General features: G+C 68.2%; 19 protein-coding genes and 1 pseudogene. 6 read left to right on the top strand and 14 right to left on the bottom strand.

Annotated features, from left to right (window positions below):
• Positions 1 to 662: 662 nt before the first annotated feature.
• On the bottom strand, positions 663 to 821 hold the full coding sequence (locus tag ABD333_RS40175) for a hypothetical protein (RefSeq protein ID WP_344547875.1): 159 nt from the start codon (positions 819 to 821) through the stop codon (positions 663 to 665).
• A 38-nt stretch (positions 822 to 859) separates the two neighbouring features.
• Between ABD333_RS40175 and ABD333_RS40180 the strand changes: the two genes are divergently transcribed.
• The 3 genes from ABD333_RS40180 (at position 860) to ABD333_RS40190 (ending at position 4831) form a co-directional block, all read left to right on the top strand.
• Positions 860 to 1696, top strand: coding sequence for a serine hydrolase domain-containing protein (locus ABD333_RS40180; protein ID WP_344547876.1), 837 nt, complete (start codon positions 860 to 862; stop codon positions 1694 to 1696).
• A gap of 739 nt (positions 1697 to 2435) precedes the next feature.
• On the top strand, positions 2436 to 3134 hold the full coding sequence (locus tag ABD333_RS40185; protein WP_344547877.1) for a hypothetical protein: 699 nt from the start codon (positions 2436 to 2438) through the stop codon (positions 3132 to 3134).
• A 905-nt stretch (positions 3135 to 4039) separates the two neighbouring features.
• Positions 4040 to 4831, top strand: a complete 792-nt coding sequence (locus ABD333_RS40190; protein WP_344547878.1) for an SDR family NAD(P)-dependent oxidoreductase — start codon at positions 4040 to 4042, stop codon at positions 4829 to 4831.
• On the opposite strand, the gene ABD333_RS40195 is transcribed toward ABD333_RS40190, so the two are convergent.
• From ABD333_RS40195 to ABD333_RS40205, 3 genes are all read right to left on the bottom strand, one after another.
• Positions 4828 to 5166, bottom strand: a complete 339-nt coding sequence (locus ABD333_RS40195) for a hypothetical protein (protein ID WP_410557384.1) — start codon at positions 5164 to 5166, stop codon at positions 4828 to 4830. The two genes, ABD333_RS40190 and ABD333_RS40195, sit on opposite strands and share 4 nt — an antisense overlap.
• Positions 5167 to 5372: 206 nt before the next feature.
• A complete protein-coding gene (locus ABD333_RS40200; protein WP_344547879.1) occupies positions 5373 to 5852 on the bottom strand; it encodes a hypothetical protein in 480 nt (159 codons plus the stop codon).
• Positions 5853 to 6441: 589 nt separating this feature from the next.
• Positions 6442 to 6777 carry a hypothetical protein gene (locus tag ABD333_RS40205; RefSeq protein WP_344547880.1) on the bottom strand — a complete coding sequence of 112 codons (336 nt, stop codon included), beginning with the start codon at positions 6775 to 6777 and terminating at the stop codon, positions 6442 to 6444.
• Between the two features lie 428 nt (positions 6778 to 7205).
• Between ABD333_RS40205 and ABD333_RS40210 the strand changes: the two genes are divergently transcribed.
• Positions 7206 to 7535, top strand: coding sequence for a hypothetical protein (locus ABD333_RS40210; RefSeq protein ID WP_344547881.1), 330 nt, complete (start codon positions 7206 to 7208; stop codon positions 7533 to 7535).
• Between the two features lie 132 nt (positions 7536 to 7667).
• Here the strand turns inward: ABD333_RS40210 and ABD333_RS47720 are convergent.
• The 7 genes and pseudogenes from ABD333_RS47720 to ABD333_RS40240 form a co-directional block, all read right to left on the bottom strand.
• Positions 7668 to 7874, bottom strand: a pseudogene (locus ABD333_RS47720) (GNAT family N-acetyltransferase); the annotation flags it as partial.
• Positions 7875 to 8098: 224 nt separating this feature from the next.
• Positions 8099 to 8704, bottom strand: coding sequence for a DUF1707 SHOCT-like domain-containing protein (locus ABD333_RS40215; protein ID WP_344547882.1), 606 nt, complete (start codon positions 8702 to 8704; stop codon positions 8099 to 8101).
• A gap of 181 nt (positions 8705 to 8885) precedes the next feature.
• Complete coding sequence (locus ABD333_RS40220; RefSeq protein ID WP_344547883.1) at positions 8886 to 9689, bottom strand: ABC transporter permease; 804 nt, start codon at positions 9687 to 9689, stop codon at positions 8886 to 8888.
• The gene (locus ABD333_RS40225) at positions 9686 to 10669 is read right to left on the bottom strand and encodes an ATP-binding cassette domain-containing protein (protein ID WP_344547884.1); all 984 of its coding nucleotides are present in this window, start codon (positions 10667 to 10669) and stop codon (positions 9686 to 9688) included. The genes ABD333_RS40220 and ABD333_RS40225 overlap by 4 nt, the downstream gene beginning before the upstream one ends.
• Positions 10670 to 11140: 471 nt before the next feature.
• The gene (locus tag ABD333_RS40230) at positions 11141 to 11572 is read right to left on the bottom strand and encodes an SHOCT-like domain-containing protein (protein WP_344547885.1); all 432 of its coding nucleotides are present in this window, start codon (positions 11570 to 11572) and stop codon (positions 11141 to 11143) included.
• Positions 11573 to 11588: 16 nt separating this feature from the next.
• A complete protein-coding gene (locus ABD333_RS40235; RefSeq protein ID WP_344547886.1) occupies positions 11589 to 11849 on the bottom strand; it encodes a hypothetical protein in 261 nt (86 codons plus the stop codon).
• The gene (locus tag ABD333_RS40240; protein WP_344547887.1) at positions 11846 to 12244 is read right to left on the bottom strand and encodes a DUF2089 domain-containing protein; all 399 of its coding nucleotides are present in this window, start codon (positions 12242 to 12244) and stop codon (positions 11846 to 11848) included. The genes ABD333_RS40235 and ABD333_RS40240 overlap by 4 nt, the downstream gene beginning before the upstream one ends.
• A 696-nt stretch (positions 12245 to 12940) precedes the next feature.
• Here ABD333_RS40240 and ABD333_RS40245 point away from each other — a divergent pair.
• Both ABD333_RS40245 and ABD333_RS40250 read left to right on the top strand, forming a co-directional pair.
• On the top strand, positions 12941 to 13546 hold the full coding sequence (locus tag ABD333_RS40245; RefSeq protein ID WP_344547888.1) for a hypothetical protein: 606 nt from the start codon (positions 12941 to 12943) through the stop codon (positions 13544 to 13546).
• Positions 13543 to 13893 (top strand): SdpI family protein, encoded by a 351-nt coding sequence (locus ABD333_RS40250; RefSeq protein WP_344547889.1) that lies wholly within the window; start codon positions 13543 to 13545, stop codon positions 13891 to 13893. Before ABD333_RS40245 ends, ABD333_RS40250 begins: the two co-directional genes overlap by 4 nt.
• A 247-nt stretch (positions 13894 to 14140) precedes the next feature.
• On the opposite strand, the gene ABD333_RS40255 is transcribed toward ABD333_RS40250, so the two are convergent.
• The 3 genes from ABD333_RS40255 to ABD333_RS40265 all read right to left on the bottom strand — a co-directional run bounded on the left by ABD333_RS40255 (position 14141) and on the right by ABD333_RS40265 (position 17711).
• Positions 14141 to 14368, bottom strand: a complete 228-nt coding sequence (locus ABD333_RS40255; RefSeq protein ID WP_344547890.1) for a hypothetical protein — start codon at positions 14366 to 14368, stop codon at positions 14141 to 14143.
• Positions 14369 to 14672: 304 nt separating this feature from the next.
• Positions 14673 to 15329, bottom strand: coding sequence for an Ig-like domain-containing protein (locus tag ABD333_RS40260; RefSeq protein ID WP_344547891.1), 657 nt, complete (start codon positions 15327 to 15329; stop codon positions 14673 to 14675).
• Between the two features lie 165 nt (positions 15330 to 15494).
• Positions 15495 to 17711: an MMPL family transporter gene (locus ABD333_RS40265; protein ID WP_344547892.1), complete on the bottom strand. Its 2217-nt coding sequence runs from the start codon at positions 17709 to 17711 to the stop codon at positions 15495 to 15497.
• Positions 17712 to 17728: the final 17 nt, after the last annotated feature.

A 17728-nucleotide genomic window follows, 5' to 3' on the forward strand; every position in this document is an offset into this window, starting at 1 on the left:
TCCGCCAGACTCGGTGACCGCCTGCCTTCAGAGTCTCAAACGCACGGCCCGGCCCGAGGAGACCGCCGTTCTGCCGGCTGCCGCGCTGCGGCCGCTGCCGCGCTGCCGCTGAGCCGAGGCGGAGGCTCGGGAGCGGCCGGGCATTCTCGCCCTGCCGCGCGACCACCGCGGAGCCGCTCACACGCGCGCACGGGGCAGCCCTTGGCTCGCGCGGCCGGCACCGGCGCCCGGTTCCCCTCCTCACCGTGTCAACCTAGACAGCGCGGGCCGATGAGCTGTTCGAACTGGCCGAGGCGGTGCTGCGCACTGACGGTCCGGTCAAGACGCTGGTGGGATCTGGCGTTGCCGCAGGCCGACGAGGGACGGATCGCGCTGGCGATGGGCCTCGCTCGTCGTGGTGATCTCATCAGGAGGAGTTACTGCTGCGGTAGAAGCGGATCAGATCTTGCTAGAACACCGCCAATCTGAAAGCTGCGGGCGCTGCGCGAGCACCAGACCCGGGAACGGGTGCGGCCACCGCGCCTATGGCCGAGGCGCTCCGGGCCCCACCGTCAACGACCGGCACGATGATCCGTCGACACAGGCGGGCACAAGGACGGGGCTCAGGAAACAAGGAAGTAACCCCCCGGCTGAAACCCTCGGGGCTCAGCCTCGAAGGGAGATCACATGTCGAAGGCATCCAGGAGGTCCGTGCTGGGCACGCTTGCCGCCGCACCGCTCACCGCCTCCGGGCTCGTCGCTCCCTCGGCCAGTGCGCACGCGCCGCCAAGACGCTCGCCGCGCGGGAAGATCGAGCCGTTGCGAAGATACAAGGAGTACATCAGCGAACTGGCGAAGAAAGATCAGTTCTCCGGCGTCAGTGGCGGACAAGGTCACCCTGCACCAGCTGCTCACCCACACCTCCGGAATGACCATGGCTTGGGATCCTGATCGGATCACCTACAGCAAGGAGGAGCTCCTGGACATCGTCGGCAAGGCGATACGGCAGGGCAAGCTGGAGTTCACCCCCGGCACACAGCACCGGTACGGTGGGGCCGGCCTCGAAGCGCTCGGCGAGATCGTGGCCAACATCTCGGGCACATCGTTCTGGGACTACGTGCACAAGCACATCTTCGGCGTTGCTGGCATGACCGGCTCGCGGTACTACACCAGAACGGAGTGGCGGGGCGACACCGCCATCGCCCACCCGTACATGCTCCAGGCTGACGGCTCGCGAGTGGACGCCTTGCGCAATCTGAAGGCGAGCGCGGTCATCGGAGGACCCGGCACCAGCCCCACCAGACCGTTCGTCGGCTTGCCCAGCGTCGGCGCCTTCTCCAGCGCGCCCGACCTCGTCCGGCTCGCCCAAGCCATGCAGAACGACAAACTCCTGACCCGCCCGTACACCGAGCTGTACGTCGGCCCCAAGTACCCTGCCGCACCTCCGCCGGGGACGCCGTCACCCGGTCCGGCCCGGCGCGAAGCGTTCCAGGCCTACGGCCTGAACTCCACCATCCTGGGTGACTTCCGCGTGATCGGGCACGGCGGCGGCGTGGGCGGCGGCAACTCCAACTGGAACGTCTATCTGGGGCACGACTGGGTCGGCGTTGTTCTCAGCAACTACGACCTTGATTCCAAGTTGTTCATGGGCATCCTCGGCAAGGAGCGGGAAGCGATCACCTCTGTCGCGGCTGAAACCGGACGACAATCTTCCTGACCGGAGCGGCCGGCCACCGCGTCCATCGCAGACATCGAGACCACCATCGCGGCAATCCGCATGGACCCCGGCGGTCTCGGCGGCCCTGAGACGGAGTGCGGGCGGCTGCAGCCGCCGACCTCCCGGATCACTCTCAACGACGGTGAAGGCCTGGATGGCCCCGTCCCACCCAAGCCGAGTGAGATCACCGATCGCAGGGGCCACAGCGGAGAGGGCCCCGGCCCCGGCGCCGGCAGGCTACGGTAGGTGACCGCTGCTGGATCGGGTGTGCTAGCTAAGCGTCGTTCTCCCTGCCTCGGTATTTGTCGTATCGCCTTGGCGTGAGGGGCTGGGTTGTTCGGGGAGCCGAACGCGGATCTCGGCTGCGCGGTTAGGCGAGCACAGGCGCCTCACCGGGCCCCGGCCGGTACCCCGGGTCGGCGGCCGTCGTGAAAATGTTCCGGCTCTCCTCCACCATCCGCTGCTGGCCAGACGGCGAGCAGCGGAACGCGGCCAATCGGCGCAAGTGGCCAGGCCGCTGCCACCCGTCGCCATCTGGGCTTGATCTCTGGTCAGGTCGACTACAACCGAGCGAGGGATGGCTCTTGAGTTCGTTTGGGTGAGCGTCGGTGCGCTCCTACCCGGCAGGGGATGCGACCTAGACCGGACACTCCACCCTTGAACCTCGACTCCCCAGAGAGGACGGTTGCGGCTACTCGCGGTTTCAATGCCGGACCAGGCAGCGAGGAGTGTCGGCGTTGTGGCTAGTGTCCGCCCCACCTGGACGAGGGTTGTCTGGCCGCTGCTGGTCGTTGTCGACGTGCTGCTCGTCGCGGTGTTCGCGGTCACCGCCGCCATCGATCCAGAACACGTCCTCAACATGGAGGGCGTGGACATCGAGGCCTTTCAGGGCCTGGTCCCCTTCATCGTTGTGGTGGTGCTCCGTTCGATGACGCTGTTGGCCGAGCGGCGCCTGCTGCCAGTGGCCCGCGGCGGTTTGGTGCTGGCTGGTCGGCTGGCTGCGCTGCTCGGCTTCTTCTACTCCGGACGCTGGATGTACGAGCGTGCCTACGGGCGCTGGTACGAGGTCGTCCTGGGCGGGACCATCGGCTACGCGCTCGTCGGAGTCCTCGGTATCGGGTTGGCCACACTGATCTACAACCTGTCACGCATGCGGCAGACCGAGCGGCCGCGAAACACCCCGCCGCCCAGCGACACCGCCACCAGAGACCTCAGGCCGTCCGCCTCCCGGCCGGCCGGCGCACCGGCCACCCGGCGCCGCCAGCTGACCAAAGACTCCCTGTTCGGGCTCGTCGGGGTATTCATGGGCGTCACCGGCCTGGCCATGGGCGTGACCAACGTGGCCCGCATCGGCCTGGCGGTCCTCGTCGGCGCGGCGTCCGTCGCGGGCCTGGCCCTGCTCCTGAGGACCAAAGACGACTCTGACGAACCTTCTTGATCAGCCACTTGCCCCGCTCCAGCGCTGGTGACCGGGCTGGCGACGCGGTCGCCTGCGTGAGTTCCCGCCGAAGAACCTTCAGTTGCGCTGAACTCACGGGGGAGAACTCGGCATCGCCCGCTCGGCCGGCTGCGGCGCAGACATCACTGAGAGTGATCACCGGGTCCGGGCCGCTGGCTTTCGGCCAACCCGGGTTGACGGCCGAACGTGGACCCGCCTCCATGGGGAAACGAGCTACGTCATCAACGCTAATCGACGATGGCGACGAACGGCACGCTGTCGCCGAGAGTCCCAGGTAGAAGCAGGCACCGGCGATCACAGACTCCACGATCACTTCTATGCCATGGGCGTGCCCTGCGGAATCCAGATGGACCCCGTCTGGTACCCACGCTCGGCCGGGTAGCTGCGAGCGGACGGGGGCACCGCTGCTGCGGGGCACGGCACGATCGTTGACCAGGCTCCCCAGCTCAGCCGCGCCCCCGATCCGGCTGGCCGGGGACGGCGCCCGCCGACCAGCAGAAGCAGTCCGGACAGGGAGGGACACAGTGAGCCGTCGTCGTTTCTTCAACGACCCGACGTCACGGCTGGCCATTCGGGAGGATGACCGGCTTCAAGAAGTGCTTGCAGAGCTCTCCCCACGTGAACGGGGCGTCATCGAGCTTCCCTACGGTCTCCGCTCTGACGTTTCTCCGAGGACCCTGGACGAGATCGTGAGGGAGTACGGTGTCGCGCACCGTCAGTGGGGGGCCTGGCCGTTGGTTGAGGCGGCAAGTGGGGTTCGGATTCTCTGCTCCTGGCCGCTGGTCTGGGCTGTCTTGCGTCAGGTTCTTGGCAGGGTTGAGGCGGTTGTGCGATGAGTTTCTCGGGTTTGGAGGGTCGGTATCTGTGTAACCACAACGGGAGTCATGCGCATGCTCGAGAACAAGAACGCCATCATCTATGGAGGGGGTGGCTCGCTCGGCGGCGGTATCGCCAAGGCCTTCGCCCGCAACGGGGCGAAAGTCTTCCTGGCCGGGCGGACCCGCGACAAGCTTGAGGCGGTGGCCGGGGAGATCACCGATGCCGGTGGCACCGCTGAAGTGGCGGTGGTCGACGCCCTCGACGAGCAGGCCGTGGACGAGCACGCCACGAGCGTGGTCGCCGCGGCGGGCGGCATCGATGTGTCGCTGAACCTCATCACGCGCGGGGACGTGCAGGGGATCCCGCTGGCCGAGATGACCACCGCCGACTTCACCCGTGCCATCACCACGGGGGTGACGACGAACTTCATCACCGCGCGGGCGGCGGCACGGCACATGATCGAAAGAGGCTCCGGCGTCATACTGGCGCTGAACAGCGGTTCCGCCCACGGCAGCCCGATGATGGGCAACACGGGGCCGGCCGACGCGGCGATCGACACCTTCATCCGCAATCTCGCCGCCGAGGTCGGGCCGCACGGTGTCCGTGCGCTGGGCATGTGGGTGGCCGGAGTTCCCGACACCTTGTCGCCGGAAAAGCTCTGGACGGCCGACCACAACCTGAACCTGGCCGATGACGCGGCGTTCCAGGGACTCCTCGCCCAGCTGGATGAAATGCGGATGCTTCGCCGCTCACCGCGACTGGCCGACATCGCGGAGCTGGCCACGTTCCTCGCTTCCGACAAGGCCGGCGCCCTGACCGGCTCCTTTGTCAACGCCACCGGAATGTTCCCCAGCTAACGGACTCGTTGGCGGCCACGGCGCCGTTCCTGGGTGAGGTGATGATCCCAGTAGGCGGGAAGGTCACCGTTGGCGATCACGGCTTGAAGTGTAAGGACGGCCTCGGCGCCGGCCAATCCCCATCTCGCTCCGGTGATCTCCAGCCGGTCGCCGACGATGTGGCCAACCGCGCCTTCGATGAGGCCGGTGGGGATCGGCCAGCCCGCGGCCAGGGCTTGGTCGTAGCGGAGGTGTCCGGCGTGGCCGGTCAGGTAGCGGACGGCCGCGTCGATGCCGTGGCGGCCGACTCGACGACGACACCGTCTCCGACGAGACAGTGCAGGTCCACGCCTCATCCAAACGATGAGCTCTAGATAAGTGCGTTTTCGCACCTTCGATGCTGCCGGGCCTCCCAGGGGATCTGCCGCAGGTCACCGCCAGTTCCTGACACAGGCGCGAGGCCCCTGACGTTGGGCATGATCCGTTCCGTCAGGGGCCTTGCTGGTGACGATCACATCGTGTTACCGATCTGCCTGTGATGGGCGAGGTCAGGTAGGACGGTTCAGTACGTGATGCACGCCTTGGGCGGGGTGTATCTGTCGGTGGTCGGGTGGAACTGCCCGCCGACCGCCGGCATCGCGGCCACAGCGCACCACTTCTGCTTTCCCTTGCGGTTGGGCTTGTAGAGAACGACATCGCACCAGTTCCGGCCGCACACCTTTGACTTGCCGCCCTGGATCTTGCCGGACCGGGTGCCGGTGACGTACACCGTGATCGTGGTCGACCGGGTGCACTCGACGTAGGCGCGGAACTTGATCTTCGAGCCCGAATTCACGCTGGCATAGGTCCGGCACTTCGCCTTTTTCAGTCGCGGAACCTTGTTGAGCCGGAACCACTTGCTCCACTTCTGGGCGCCGGCCTGAATACTTGCCTGGTCGGACGAGACGGACGCGCTGACCGGGGCAGACCTCGCCGGGCTGTCGGCCGATGCGGCGGGCATGACTGCGGCTGAAGCGGCCATGGCAAGGGAGGCCACGGCCAACTTCTGGACGGTTCGTGACACGGAACGGCTCCTTCGCGTCGGGGGGACGAGACGAAGCCAAGCAGCAGGATGTCTCCAAAGTATCTCCGGGTCGTCTCCGGCCGGCGGGAAGCACGCAAAGATCACCGTCTCGACTTTCCGCGCGGACGCGTGGTGGATACATCGCAACGACGCCAGTTGCGCGAGCGGGTCGCCTCCGTTGACTCTTCCGGGGCCGAGCTGACCGGGCCGGGACGTGGCTGATGCTGAAGGCGCCCCATTACCAGCAGGTGGAGACGTTCCTGACCGACGTGACGCGGACGCCGTCGAGGACCGCCTCGGCCATGCCCCGGCCGGTCCGCAGTGTCAGTAGTACTCAGCCTGTTGCGCAATGCATGGCGATCGAGGAGCCCAGTAGCAGGATCACGACGTTGACGCGGTCCACGGCGGCACCTCCACCCGCCCTTCGGGCATCGCGGTCACACTGAGCAGATCGAGAAGGTCCGGGGTGTGGTTGCGGTCGCGGCGGCACACGTGCCCCGGCGCGGAGGAGCGGACGGCGGCAGATCGGGGCCGCCATAGCGGTGTCTACGAAATCGCGAAGGCAGACTCATCGCCCGTTGCGCTGGGCGAGGGCTGTCAGGAGGACGGCGATGGCGTCCTCCTGCGCCCGAGTGATTGCGTTGCCCGCGCGTTCGGCGCCGCCAGGAAGGGTGAGCGCGTGAGAGAAGACTTCGGCGCCCACGCCGCGGCTGAAGCCCAACGCCCCGCGGCCGACGCTGGGGACGATCGGCCACAGCCCGCACAGCGCGTCGGCCGCGGTCGCCTCGCCCGGGCAGGTTTCGCGCAGGATCCGGCGGAGTCCGAACAGGCTGGCATCCAGGGCGTACAGGCGTTCGCTGAGCGGCGTCGGCTTGTCGTTGGTGACGCAAGGCCGGCGGCGCATCCACCGTGCGTTCGCCGGCGGTCTCGGCTAGGGCGGGCCGTGTACAGCGGGCGAGGATGTCGGCGGCGATCCAGCGGATCTGGGCGCGGGTCGGCAGTCGGCCGCCTGTGTCGGCGAGGTCGGCGAGCGCCTCACCGATCGGGTCTGCGCCTCCGGATGGTGGCTTGCCGCAGGTGTTCGATGACCCGCAAGGCGTCGCCGGGGCGGCTGTCCATCGTCAGCGACAGGTGGCGAGGCTAGCGCAGGCCTACGGGCTGAGACGGGGAAGGCCCGTAGCGGCGGTCGAGTACCTCGCTGGGCAGTCGAGCGCCGCCCGATAGCGTCCATCTGCGGGCGCGGTGTGCTCGACGGCCTGGTAGACGCGAACGCGGAACTCGGCCGAGTTGGAGCGCTGGGGCGAGGACCGGTTGCAGTACACCCGAGCGTGGGTGCACGCCTACCGCGGCGATGGGGAGCCGCTGGGGCAAGCGGTAACGCGGCTCCGCGAGGTCCTCCCGGCGACCTCGCCGCCGCGGCGGCTGCATGTGCAAGCGGACTTGTTGCAAGCGCTGGGGCGTATCCGGGCCCGCGACACCCGTGGCGGCCTCCAGCATGCGGCAACCGTCCACGACGATTGCCCGGCCGACCAGCGGACCAAGATGGTCATCAGCGTGGCTGAACAGGTGGTCGAGTCCGTTCCCGAGCAAGACGGGGGCGAGCCAATGGTGACCGAGCTCGGAACGTTGCTCGCGGGTTCTCACCTCAGGGCGATCACGTAGAGGTCGAAGGCTGCTTCGGTCTCGCCTGGGGATCCGGGGATGCGTCCCAGTTCGTGCCAGCCCCACCGCTCGTACATGCGCTGGATGTCCAGCTCGCTTGAACCGGTGGGCCAAAGTCGCGCACTCCTCGGCGCGACCGTGCGGTAGTTCGTCCATCAGACGCCGGCCGAGTCCGCGGCCACGATGTGCGGGGTGTACGGCCAAGTCAATGACGGCGAACGTTCGCCGTCCGGTCTCGGTGGTCATCGAGGCTGTAGTCGGGGGAAGGCTGCCGCGTAGACGGTCTGGATCTGCGAGAAGATCGCACGAGTGGCATCGTCTATGCGTTGATGCCCGCATGGTCGACGAGAAGGAAGGGCGCCTGCCCGTCGGGCGAGGCACGTACCGCGCCAACCCGTCAGCAGCACTTCCAGTGGCCGTTGGATCCCCACGAGCACGAGTCGGCGACCTTGTCGTTCCGAAGCATCGGAGGCGACGCTGGCGTTAGGGCCGGTCGAGCGGGCACCCCCACTACGCGGGGCGATGTCAGGGCCTGGATGTCGCGGTGACGGGGTCGTGCCGCGTTACGGGTGTGGCGGCTGCCAGCGAGCGGCGAGCCGGCCGTGCCGGATGCGGCCGACCAAGCGGACGTACAGCGTCTCTGGCGTGTTGTCGCCTGCGTCCCTGTTGATCTCCAGGCTGGAGTGCCGCACCGACAGCTCGTTGGTGTCCACCACCATGCCCGGTGCGAGGACCAGTTCCACGTTGCCGCCGCGTATCCGCAGTTCGATGACCAGCTCGGGTGTGCTGCGCACCGCGCTGGTCAGGTCCAGCAGCACCTCGCACCATGCGGTGCGCAGCGCCAGCCGGTGCGGCAGCGTCCACCGGCCGTCGCGGCGCACCGTGCCGTGTTTCTCCTTGATGGTGAGCCGTTCGGCGGGCGGCTCGGCCGGTGTCCTGGCCGGCGGCGGCGTGAGTGCGCCGGCGCTGCCCGGCAGCGCGACCAGATCGGCGGCGAGCGGGGTCAGCGCGTCGATGGTGCGGGCGTTCAGCGCCGCGTCCAGCCGCTCGTCGAATTCGACCGGATCGAGCCGGCCGTCGGCGACGGCGGCGCGCAGCAGTTCGATGACGCGGTCGCGGTCCGCGTCGGACGCGCGCAGCGCGGGTGATCTGGGCGGATCTGCCGGCATGCGGCCTCCTGGGCGGCGAGGTGGCGGCGGTACGCCACCTAAATCGCTGACTGATCGGTCTAGGGACCAGGGTATCTAGGCGATTTTGCGGTGGTAAGTGAACGGGTCGCGGATCGTGGGTGTCTTGGGTCGTCGACGACGCGGAGGGGCGAACGCGGGTCGTTCTTGTCGTTGGCCCGGATCAGGAGTTGAACGCCTTCTTGTAGAGGCGGGTGGACAGGGGGATGAACACGATCAGCATGACGGTGATCCATAGCAGTGATGCCCCGAGGGCGTGCTGCATGGGCCAGGCGTCGGAGGTCTTCATCTGGCTGCTGGTGTTGCCGAACAGTTCGCGTGCGGCTTGGGTGAAGGTGGAGATGGGGTTCCAGTCGGCGAATACGCGCAGCGGGGTGGGCAGGCGGGAGGCGTCGATGAAGGCGTTGGACACGAACACCAGCGGGAACGAGAGCATGGTCGCGACGTTGTTGAAGCTGGCCGGGGTGCGCAGCGCCAACGCGACGGTGGCGGTCACCCAGGAGAAGGCGTAGGCGAACAGCAGCAAGAGCGCGAAGCCCGCGACCACCTCCAGCGGGGAGGTGTGCACTCGCCATCCGACCAGCACGCCCATCGTGCCCATGACGACCAGGCCGGCCAGGTTCATCAGCAGGTCGCTGGCGGTCTGCCCGATCAGTACCGCCGAGGGTGCCATGGGCAGTGAGCGGAACCGGTCGTAGATGCCCTTTTCCAGGTCCAGGGTCAGGCTGTAGCCGGTGATCTGTGCGCCGGTGATGACGGCTTGGACGAAGATTCCCGGCAGCAGGAACTCCTTGTAGGACATCCCCGGGACCTCGATGACGCTGCCGAACACGTAGGCGAACATCAGCACGAGCACGATGGGCAGCATCACGACGCTGCTGAGCAGGTCCGGTGACCGCTTGATTTTCAGGGTGTTGCGTTTGGCGATGGTCCAGCCGTCGGCGAGGGGCAGGATGAGCGCGTTCATCGGGTGGCCTCCTGGATGGTCCTGCCGGTGCTCTGGGTGCCGGGCGTCTGGTGGCCGGTCAGGGTGAGGTAGACGTCGTCGAGGGTGGGACGGCGTAGTCCGGCGTCGCGGACGGTGACGCCTCCCTCCATCAGGCGGCCGAGTGCTTGGTGGAGGGCTTCGGGGCCGTTGGTGACCGGGACGGTGATCCGCAGTGTCTCGGGGTCGGTCTGCATGGCGCCGGTGGCGAGCCACGCCAAGGTCTCCCGCGCGGGCTGGAGTTGGGTGGGGTCGGTAAGGGTCAGTTCGATGCGGTTGCCGCCGACCTGGTCTTTGAGCTCGTCGGCGGTGCCGCGGGCGATGGCGCGGCCGTGGTCCACGACCATGATCTGGTCGGCCAGCCGGTCGGCCTCGTCCATGTACTGGGTGGTGAGCAGCAGCGTCGTGCCGCCGGCGACCAGTTCGGAGATGGTGTCCCACAGCAGATTGCGGGCGCGGGGGTCCAGGCCCGTGGTGGGCTCGTCCAGGAACAGCACCGGCGGGTCGGCGACCAGTGCGCCGGCCAGGTCGATGCGGCGCCGCATGCCGCCGGAGTAGCCCTTGACCGGACGGTCGGCGGCCTGGGCGAGGTCGAAGCGCCCCAGCAGTTCACGGGCACGGGCCTTGGCTCGCTTGGCGCCCAGGTGGTAGAGGCGTCCGACCATCTCCAGGTTCTCGGCGCCGGTGAGGTGCTCGTCGACGGCGGCGTACTGGCCCGATAGCCCGATGTAGGAGCGCAGGCGCCCGGCCTCGGCGACCACGTCGCAGCCGGCGACCGTGGCGCGGCCCTCGTCGGGTCGCAGCAGCGTGGTCAGCACCCGCACCGTGGTGGTCTTTCCGGCGCCGTTCGGGCCGAGCAGAGCCAGCACCGTGCCGTGGGGGACCGAGAAGGTCAGCTCGTCCAGGGCGGTCACCTCGCCGTATCTCTTGACCAGTCCTTCGGCTGTGATCGCATCGCTCATGGGGGATGTTCCTTTCGCGTGTTCGGGTTCAGGACCGGTGGATGTCGATGTCGGCCCGGTTGGTGTGCGCGTACGCATCGACGAACGTGCCGGCGGTGTCGGAGGCCTTGTGCCATGCGGGTGAGGGGTTGCCGACCACGCCGCTCTGTAGCGCGTGCGGCGTTCCGCTTGTTCAGTGGGGATGTGCCAGCAAGATCAGCTGGCCTGACAGCGCCGCGGCGCTGACGGCGGGACCTGGTGCTCTGCCGGGCAGGTCATGGCGCTGTTGACGGGCGATGGCCGGGGGTGCGACCGAACGGGGGGCCGCCTCACCGAGGCGGATGCTGCCGTGGGACGTTGAGGTCCAGATCGAGCAACCGGCCGGTCTTGGCGTGGCCGCAGACCCCGTCAATTCGGCTGTGGATTCTGCGGAGCCCGGCGGATGGCCGTATGGCGCCGTGGTGCGGGAGTGCGTCGGGCGCCACGGCGGTGTCACTCGCAGAAGATCTGCACCTTGCTGTCGGGGTCGTCGACGTCGACGGTGAGGTCGTCGAGGTGCTCGATGAGATCTTCGAGGTGCTGCGGCTTGAGCTCGGTGAGGTCGATCGGCACCCCTGACTTGGCCAGCTCCGCGTTGACCTTGGTCAGCGCTTGCGGAGGGATGAGACTGGCGAGCCGGACCCCGGCGCGCAGTAGCTGGAGCGGGACCCGGATGTTGACCCGGCCCGGCCCTTCACCGCCCGACTCGTCCGCCCAGCTCACCATCACGCGCAGGTACTTGGGCCGGGTTTTCGGGCGCGACTCGGCCGCCGGGGGCGAGTCGGGCTGTTGTCGTTCGAGGGCGTCGATCAGCCGCCCTGCCTCCTGCGCGGTGATCTTGCCCTCGGCCAGCATCTCCAGGATCTGGCGGCGCTGCTCGTTCACTGTTCTTCTCCTTGACCTATCTGACGCTGACCAGCACGGCCGTTGGGCCCTGCTCGATCTCGATCCGGGTGCCGGGCAGCGCCCACAGCAGTTGTCCGGCACCGCGCAGCGCGCCGCCTGGGCTGATCCGGGTGGCGAGGCATGCGACCAGTCCGCCCAGTACGGCCAGCAGCAGCAGCGGTGACAGCGCCAGCACCACTGGCACGACTGGGATGTACAGCCGCCGCCAGCGGCCATCGCGACGGCGATAATGCGCCGTCACCAGTTGCGGGATCATCGGGACCGCTCCAGCTCGGCCAGCGCCTCCTGGGTACTGATCTCTCCGCGCCGCAGGCGGTCGATGACGTCAGCGCCGCTGGGCGCCGGGTCGGTGTCGACGAAGTCGAGGTGCTCGGCGATCCGGTTCAGCCGGGACTTGACCGTCGGGTAGCTCACCCCGAAGATCCGCTCCATCTCCTTGATCGAGCCGTGCGAGCGTACGAACGCGGCCACGAACACCTGATCGTCGATGCTGAGCTGAGCGAGCTGCGGCGGCTCGAACTCCCCTTCGATCACAACACCGCTGCCGTCGAGGCGAACCCGCTCGACCACGAACGGCTGTCCACGCGTCAGATCCGTCAGCTCCTGCCAGTCCACCCTCGGCCCCTTGTGCTCGGCGTCAAGCTCACACATCCAGTTGTATCTTGACTTTTCTATACGGTCAACGCGATCAGCTTGATTTTTTCAATCTTGACCTTCAATAACTTGAACCATGGTCTTGATCGGCTGGATCTACCGTGTCCGGGGCCCCGAATCGGTGCACCACGATCCAACGGATGGCCTCTTCGGCCCGGCGCCTGACCTGCCGCGACCGCCGCCGCAGCGACCGCTCCATCCGTCGGCGCCCGGCTGCCGAGCTCCAGGTCAGATTCCGCCGCGTCCACCCGACCGAGCCTCGGCATCTCTGTCCGTCTCGGCGAACACACCTCCGCGGCCGCCACTGCCGACCCCGCCGTACGCCTCCGCTTGACACCCTGAACGTGCTCGGATTTCCGGTGCCACGTTGTGCGGGGGTAACAGATCATCTGGTCTGGGTCTTTGGCACAGTGTCCTGGACAGGACGTGCAACAGGCGCCGGCCAGCGACAGGGGACCTTGAGGTGGATGCTTCGTCCGATGGGGGCTCGGAGCCGCAGGCGGGGTCGGCGGCGCGGCGGTGGCTGCTGCAGGGGCTGCATCGTCCCGCGGGCCGCAGGGCGGCCCATCAGCGTCCGGCACCGGAGGAGGAGGTGTCGCACAAGCAGCACCGTTGGTGGCAGGTGATGTGCCTGACCGGTGTGGACTACTTCTCCATGCTCGGTTATCAGCCGGGCGTGCGCTGCTCACCGCCGTGGCGGCGGTGGTGGTCACGGCGACCAGGTTCACCGAGGGCGGCTGGCTCATCCTCGTCGCGCTGCCCGCGATGGTGCTGGTGATGGAGTGGGTTCACCGCTCGTACGCCGGAATCGGCCGGCGGCTGGAGCTGGGCCGCACGCCCTCGCCTCCCCGTCCGCGCCGTTCACTCGTGGTGGTCCCCGTCGGCGATGTCAGCAACCTGACCCGGCAAGCCCTTGCCACCGCCCTCAGCCTCGGCGACCGCGTCATCGCCGTCCGTGTGACGCATCCGGATGAGACCGAGGGCAACGCGCGCTTCCTCGCCGCCTGGGAACGGTGGGCCCCCGAGGTCGAGCTCGTCTTGATCAACGAGGAGCGGCAGCGTCTCGTCGAGCCCGTCGTCGACTACGTCAACCGAGTCCGCGAACGGCACGTGTTCGTCCTGATCCCCGAGGTCGAGCCCGAACACATCTGGCAGCGCGTCCTGCAGAACCAGCGCGGCGCCGTCCTCGCCCACGCCCTGCGCCGCGACACCGAGAGCGTGGTGTGCCGGCTGCGCTTCCGCCTCAGCCCGCTTCCCGAAAGCTCCACCGTCCAGCGACTGGAAACGGCCGGAACATGAATCTGCTGTACGGTCTCCTCCTCCTCCTCCTCCTCCTCGTGGCCGCGCTGACGGTCGGAGCCGTCGGACATGGCGCCGCACACGGCATGCTCCGGCGCAACCGCTTCGCCGGAATCCGCACCCGGCGGGCGCTGGCCGACGACGAGACCTGGAAGCTCGTGTACCAATCGGCCCAGCCATGGATCATCGCCTCCTGCCTGGCGATGGGACTCGGCGGCATGGTCGCGTTCGGTGCCCGGGACCACTCGGTCGCGGGCACCGCGGCAGTCGTCACCGTCCTGTTCAGCATCGCCTTGATCGTCGCCGGAGCGGCCGTCGGCCACCAGGAACTACGCCGATCACGCTGACCCGCGCCGCCTGCCACATGTCGCCGAAAGGCTCAGTCGTGCCCGCTCGCCGGATCCGTGCACGCCTTCAGCCGCTCACTCTGATCCGCCGGGCAAAGCGCTCCAGAAAGGAAGAAGGCCAAACCACGGCAAGCGCCCCAACGCTCGTACCCGCTGACCCGTCGCTTTGCTCCGGGTGGCGGGCTCTCGAGTGGAGGCTCCGGCCCGGATGAATGGTCCGGTCCAGAGGCCCCATGGTGGACGAGTCCTAGCGGGGGAGTGAGAACGAGAGCTTCTGGGTGCTTTCTCGTCCGGCGCTGGAGAAGGTCAGCTCAAGGGTGACCGACTTCGCCTGCGGCGGCGGTGCCGGCTGCACGGAGATGGATCCCTCGGTGAACGAGCGGTCCGGGACCGTTCCGTAGGCTCCGCCGCCGTCGGTGTACTCGTTGCCCAGATCGATTCTGGTCTTGCTGCCGGGATGGAGATGCGTGTGCACGATGAGCGGGGTGGGTGGGTCGGCAGCGCCGGGGTGCGCAAGCTGGGTGAGCCTGCCCAGCCGCCGACGAACGGCCGGTTCTGGGCGGGCGGGGTCGGCGTGCGCGAGTGCCGACCGGCCACGCCGAGTTCAGCGAGCCCGGTATGGCTACGTACGCGTTCTGCCAAATGCACGGACCGCAAGGGGCCGCCAGGGGCTGGGGCGCTCGGCTCGTTGGCTGAGCCAGCTTGGCCCGGTCAGTCCGCGAGGACGGCTGCGACCTGAGCGCGGCCCGCCTCGTACGGGACGGGCCTCGCTCACGTGGTCACTCGGTGACGTTGATCCTCACGGTCGCCTCCGGGCTGCACCAATGCCGGGGAAGTTCGGAGCGGAAGAGGCAGTACGGGAAGCTGTCCTCGCCGACCGAGCCCTGGCGCGCGGTGTAGCTGAGCCTCTCGTCGGGGAGCACGACGACCTTCCCAAGGGACTGTTGCGTCTGGTACACGTTGGCGCCGGCGGCGTTCTTGTCGTTGTCGCGCACATCGAACGTGATCGACTCGCCCTGCTTGACGGTGTAGGAGTCGTCGGCGGGGATCCCGAGCCGGGGGTCGAAATGATCGACCTCGAGGGTGGCCTCGTCTTCAGCCTGCCCATCGCTGACCTTGACGTTGATGACGACCCGGCTGCCCTGCACGACCTGTTCGGAGTCGTAGCCGACCTTCGTCCTGCTGTGCGAGACGGTGCCGAGGTCCGGCGTGCTCACCCAAGTGACGGACAGAGGATCGCCGTCGGGGTCTCGGCAGAGGTGGTCGGCATTCCAGGACAACGGGTCGCCGTGGAAGTTCTGCATGTCGAGGTGGCGGCAATCGGGTACGGCATTGGCCTGCGCCGAGGCCATGGTGGACGTGCCGACGGTGACCGTCGCGGCGACCATCGAGATGCCGAGGATCGCGAGGGCCGGGGACGACATGGCGGTGTGCATGTCACTCCTCTCGTGAGTGGGGAGCACAGGATGACCCATACTGATCTTGAAGGCGTGAAGATCGACAATCTTGGTCTGAATCCCTCGCGGCCGGCTTCCAGCCCGCCACGGACCTGGGCTCCGAGAGCTCCTCCTGGTCGTTCTTCAGCCGGTGTCCGGACGGGGTCAAGGGATCCGGCCTCGGCCGCGAGGGCTCGGGTTGGATGTCATTTGGCGGTGGGTTGCGGGCTCACCCCGGATGGCCGGGAGGCGTCGGTTGAGACCGGCGGGAAGCCACCAGTTCCAGTCGCCAAAGAGCTTCATGAGGGCGGGAACCAGTACGAGGCGTACGAGGGTGGCGTCGAGGGCGATGGCTGCGGACAGCGACAGGCCGAACTGCTTGAGCTCCAGGCCCCCGGCGGTGAGGAATCCGCCGAACACCGCGACCATGATGGCCGCTGCGGCGGCGATGGGGCGGGCGGTGTGCTCGACGCCGGCGGCGACGGCCGAGGCGTTGTCGTGGCCGTCCTCCCAGGCCTCCTTCATGCGGCGGATCAGGAAGACCTCGTAGTCCATGGACAGGCCGAACAAGAGGACGAAAACGGTGATGGGGACGTAGACCTGCAGGAAGCCGGCGCTGGTGAAGTCCAGGAGGCCGGAGCCATGACCCCATTGGAACACCGCCACGGTGAGGCCGACGGCGGCTCCTGTGACGAGCAGGTTCATCACGATTGCTTTGATCGGCAGCGTGATGCTGCGGAAGACCATCAGCAGGAACAGCAGGGACAGCCCCAGGACCAGTGCCATGACGTACGGGAGCTTGCGGGTCGTCTTCGCGGACAGGTCGACGAACGTGGCGGTGGCCCCGCCGACGAGCACCTGCTGGTTCGTGGTGGGGGCGAGATCGTGGCGGATGTGGCGGACCAGGCCGGTTGCCGCCTGCGAGTCGATAGGCACCTTGGGCACGGCGTTGAGCAGGACTCGTCCGTCACCGGGGACGGGCTCGACGGCGGCGACGCGGTCGTCCTTGGCGACTTGGCCGGCCAGCCGCGTGGCCTGTTGTGCGCCCGCGGCGTCAAGTGAGGCGCCGCCGGGGCCGGTCACCACGATCTGGATCGGTGACACCGTGCCGGGGCTGAACGAGCGGTCCAGGATCTGCTGCGCCTTGCCGGTGGGCTTGTCCTTCAGGGAGCTGACGCCCAGATCGATGCCGTACTTCAGGTCCGCCACCGGCAAGGCGGCCAGGACCAGGATCGCCGCGGCGAGCAGGCCGGCCGGAATCGGATGGCGCATGACCAGATGTGCCCAGCGCGCCCAGACGCCGGAAGAGACCTGGGTGTCCGGGCGGGTTCCGGCGGGGCGCACCCGGGCCGGGAGCGCTCCGGCGTTCACCCGGGGGCCCAGGGCGGCCAGTACGGCCGGCAGCAGGGTCAGCGCGGCCGTGAGCGTGCAGATGACCGAGATCAGGACGCCGATGGAGATCTCCCGGAAGACCGGGGCGTCGATGATGAACAGCGAGCACACCGAGATCGCGACGATCACACCAGAGAACAGGATCGTCCGTCCCGAGGTCGCGACGGCCACCCCGGTCGCCTCGGCGATCGCATCGCGCGGCCTGTTGTCGCGGGTCACCCCGCGGCGCGCCAGTTCCTCCTGGAACCGGCTGACGATGAACAGCGCGTAGTCGATGCCGATGCCAGTGCCGATCATCGTGACGATGCTCAACAGGAACACGTCGAAGGTGAACCCGAACGTGAGCAGGTAAATCACGCCGAAGGTGAGCGCCAGGCCGGCCACCGCCAGCAGCAGCGGAAGGAACGCCGCGACCAGGGCCCCGAGTGCCAGCACCAGCACCAGCAGCGCGATGGGCAACCCGACGGACTCGGCCCGCTCGGCATCGGCGGTCCCGACCTCGGTCTGATCATTGGTGATGGGGGAGTACCCGGTCAGATAGGCATTCACCCCATCACCGGCGGCGTCGCGGATCGCGGTTTGCACATCGGCCGCCCGGCCGGGTAGCTGGTGGGCGTTCCCCTTCAGTCCGACGAGGGCCAGGGCGGCGCGCCCGTCGGGGGAGAGCTGGCGACGCGCCTGGGCGTCGAACGGGCCCACGACCGCGGCGACGCCCTGCTGCCTGCGGGCCGTCCGTACGACCCGGTCGATCGCGGCGCGGCGGGCCGGATCGGTGATCTGGCCGTCCGGGACGTCGAAGACGATGACGTCCTGCTCGTTGCCCTGGCCGGAGAAATGCCGCTGGACCAGCGTCGACGCCCGGCTCGACTCCGTCCCGCGCACCCCGTAGTCGGCGGCCTTGAGCTCCTTGAGCAGGAACGGGAACGCCACGCCGCACGCGATGATGACGATCACCCAGGTGCTGATCACGAGTCGACGGCGCTCGGCCATCACAGCGCCCCATCGAC

The sequence above is a fragment of the Actinomadura fulvescens genome (genome assembly GCF_039533225.1).
GTDB classification, from domain to species: domain Bacteria; phylum Actinomycetota; class Actinomycetes; order Streptosporangiales; family Streptosporangiaceae; genus Spirillospora; species Spirillospora fulvescens.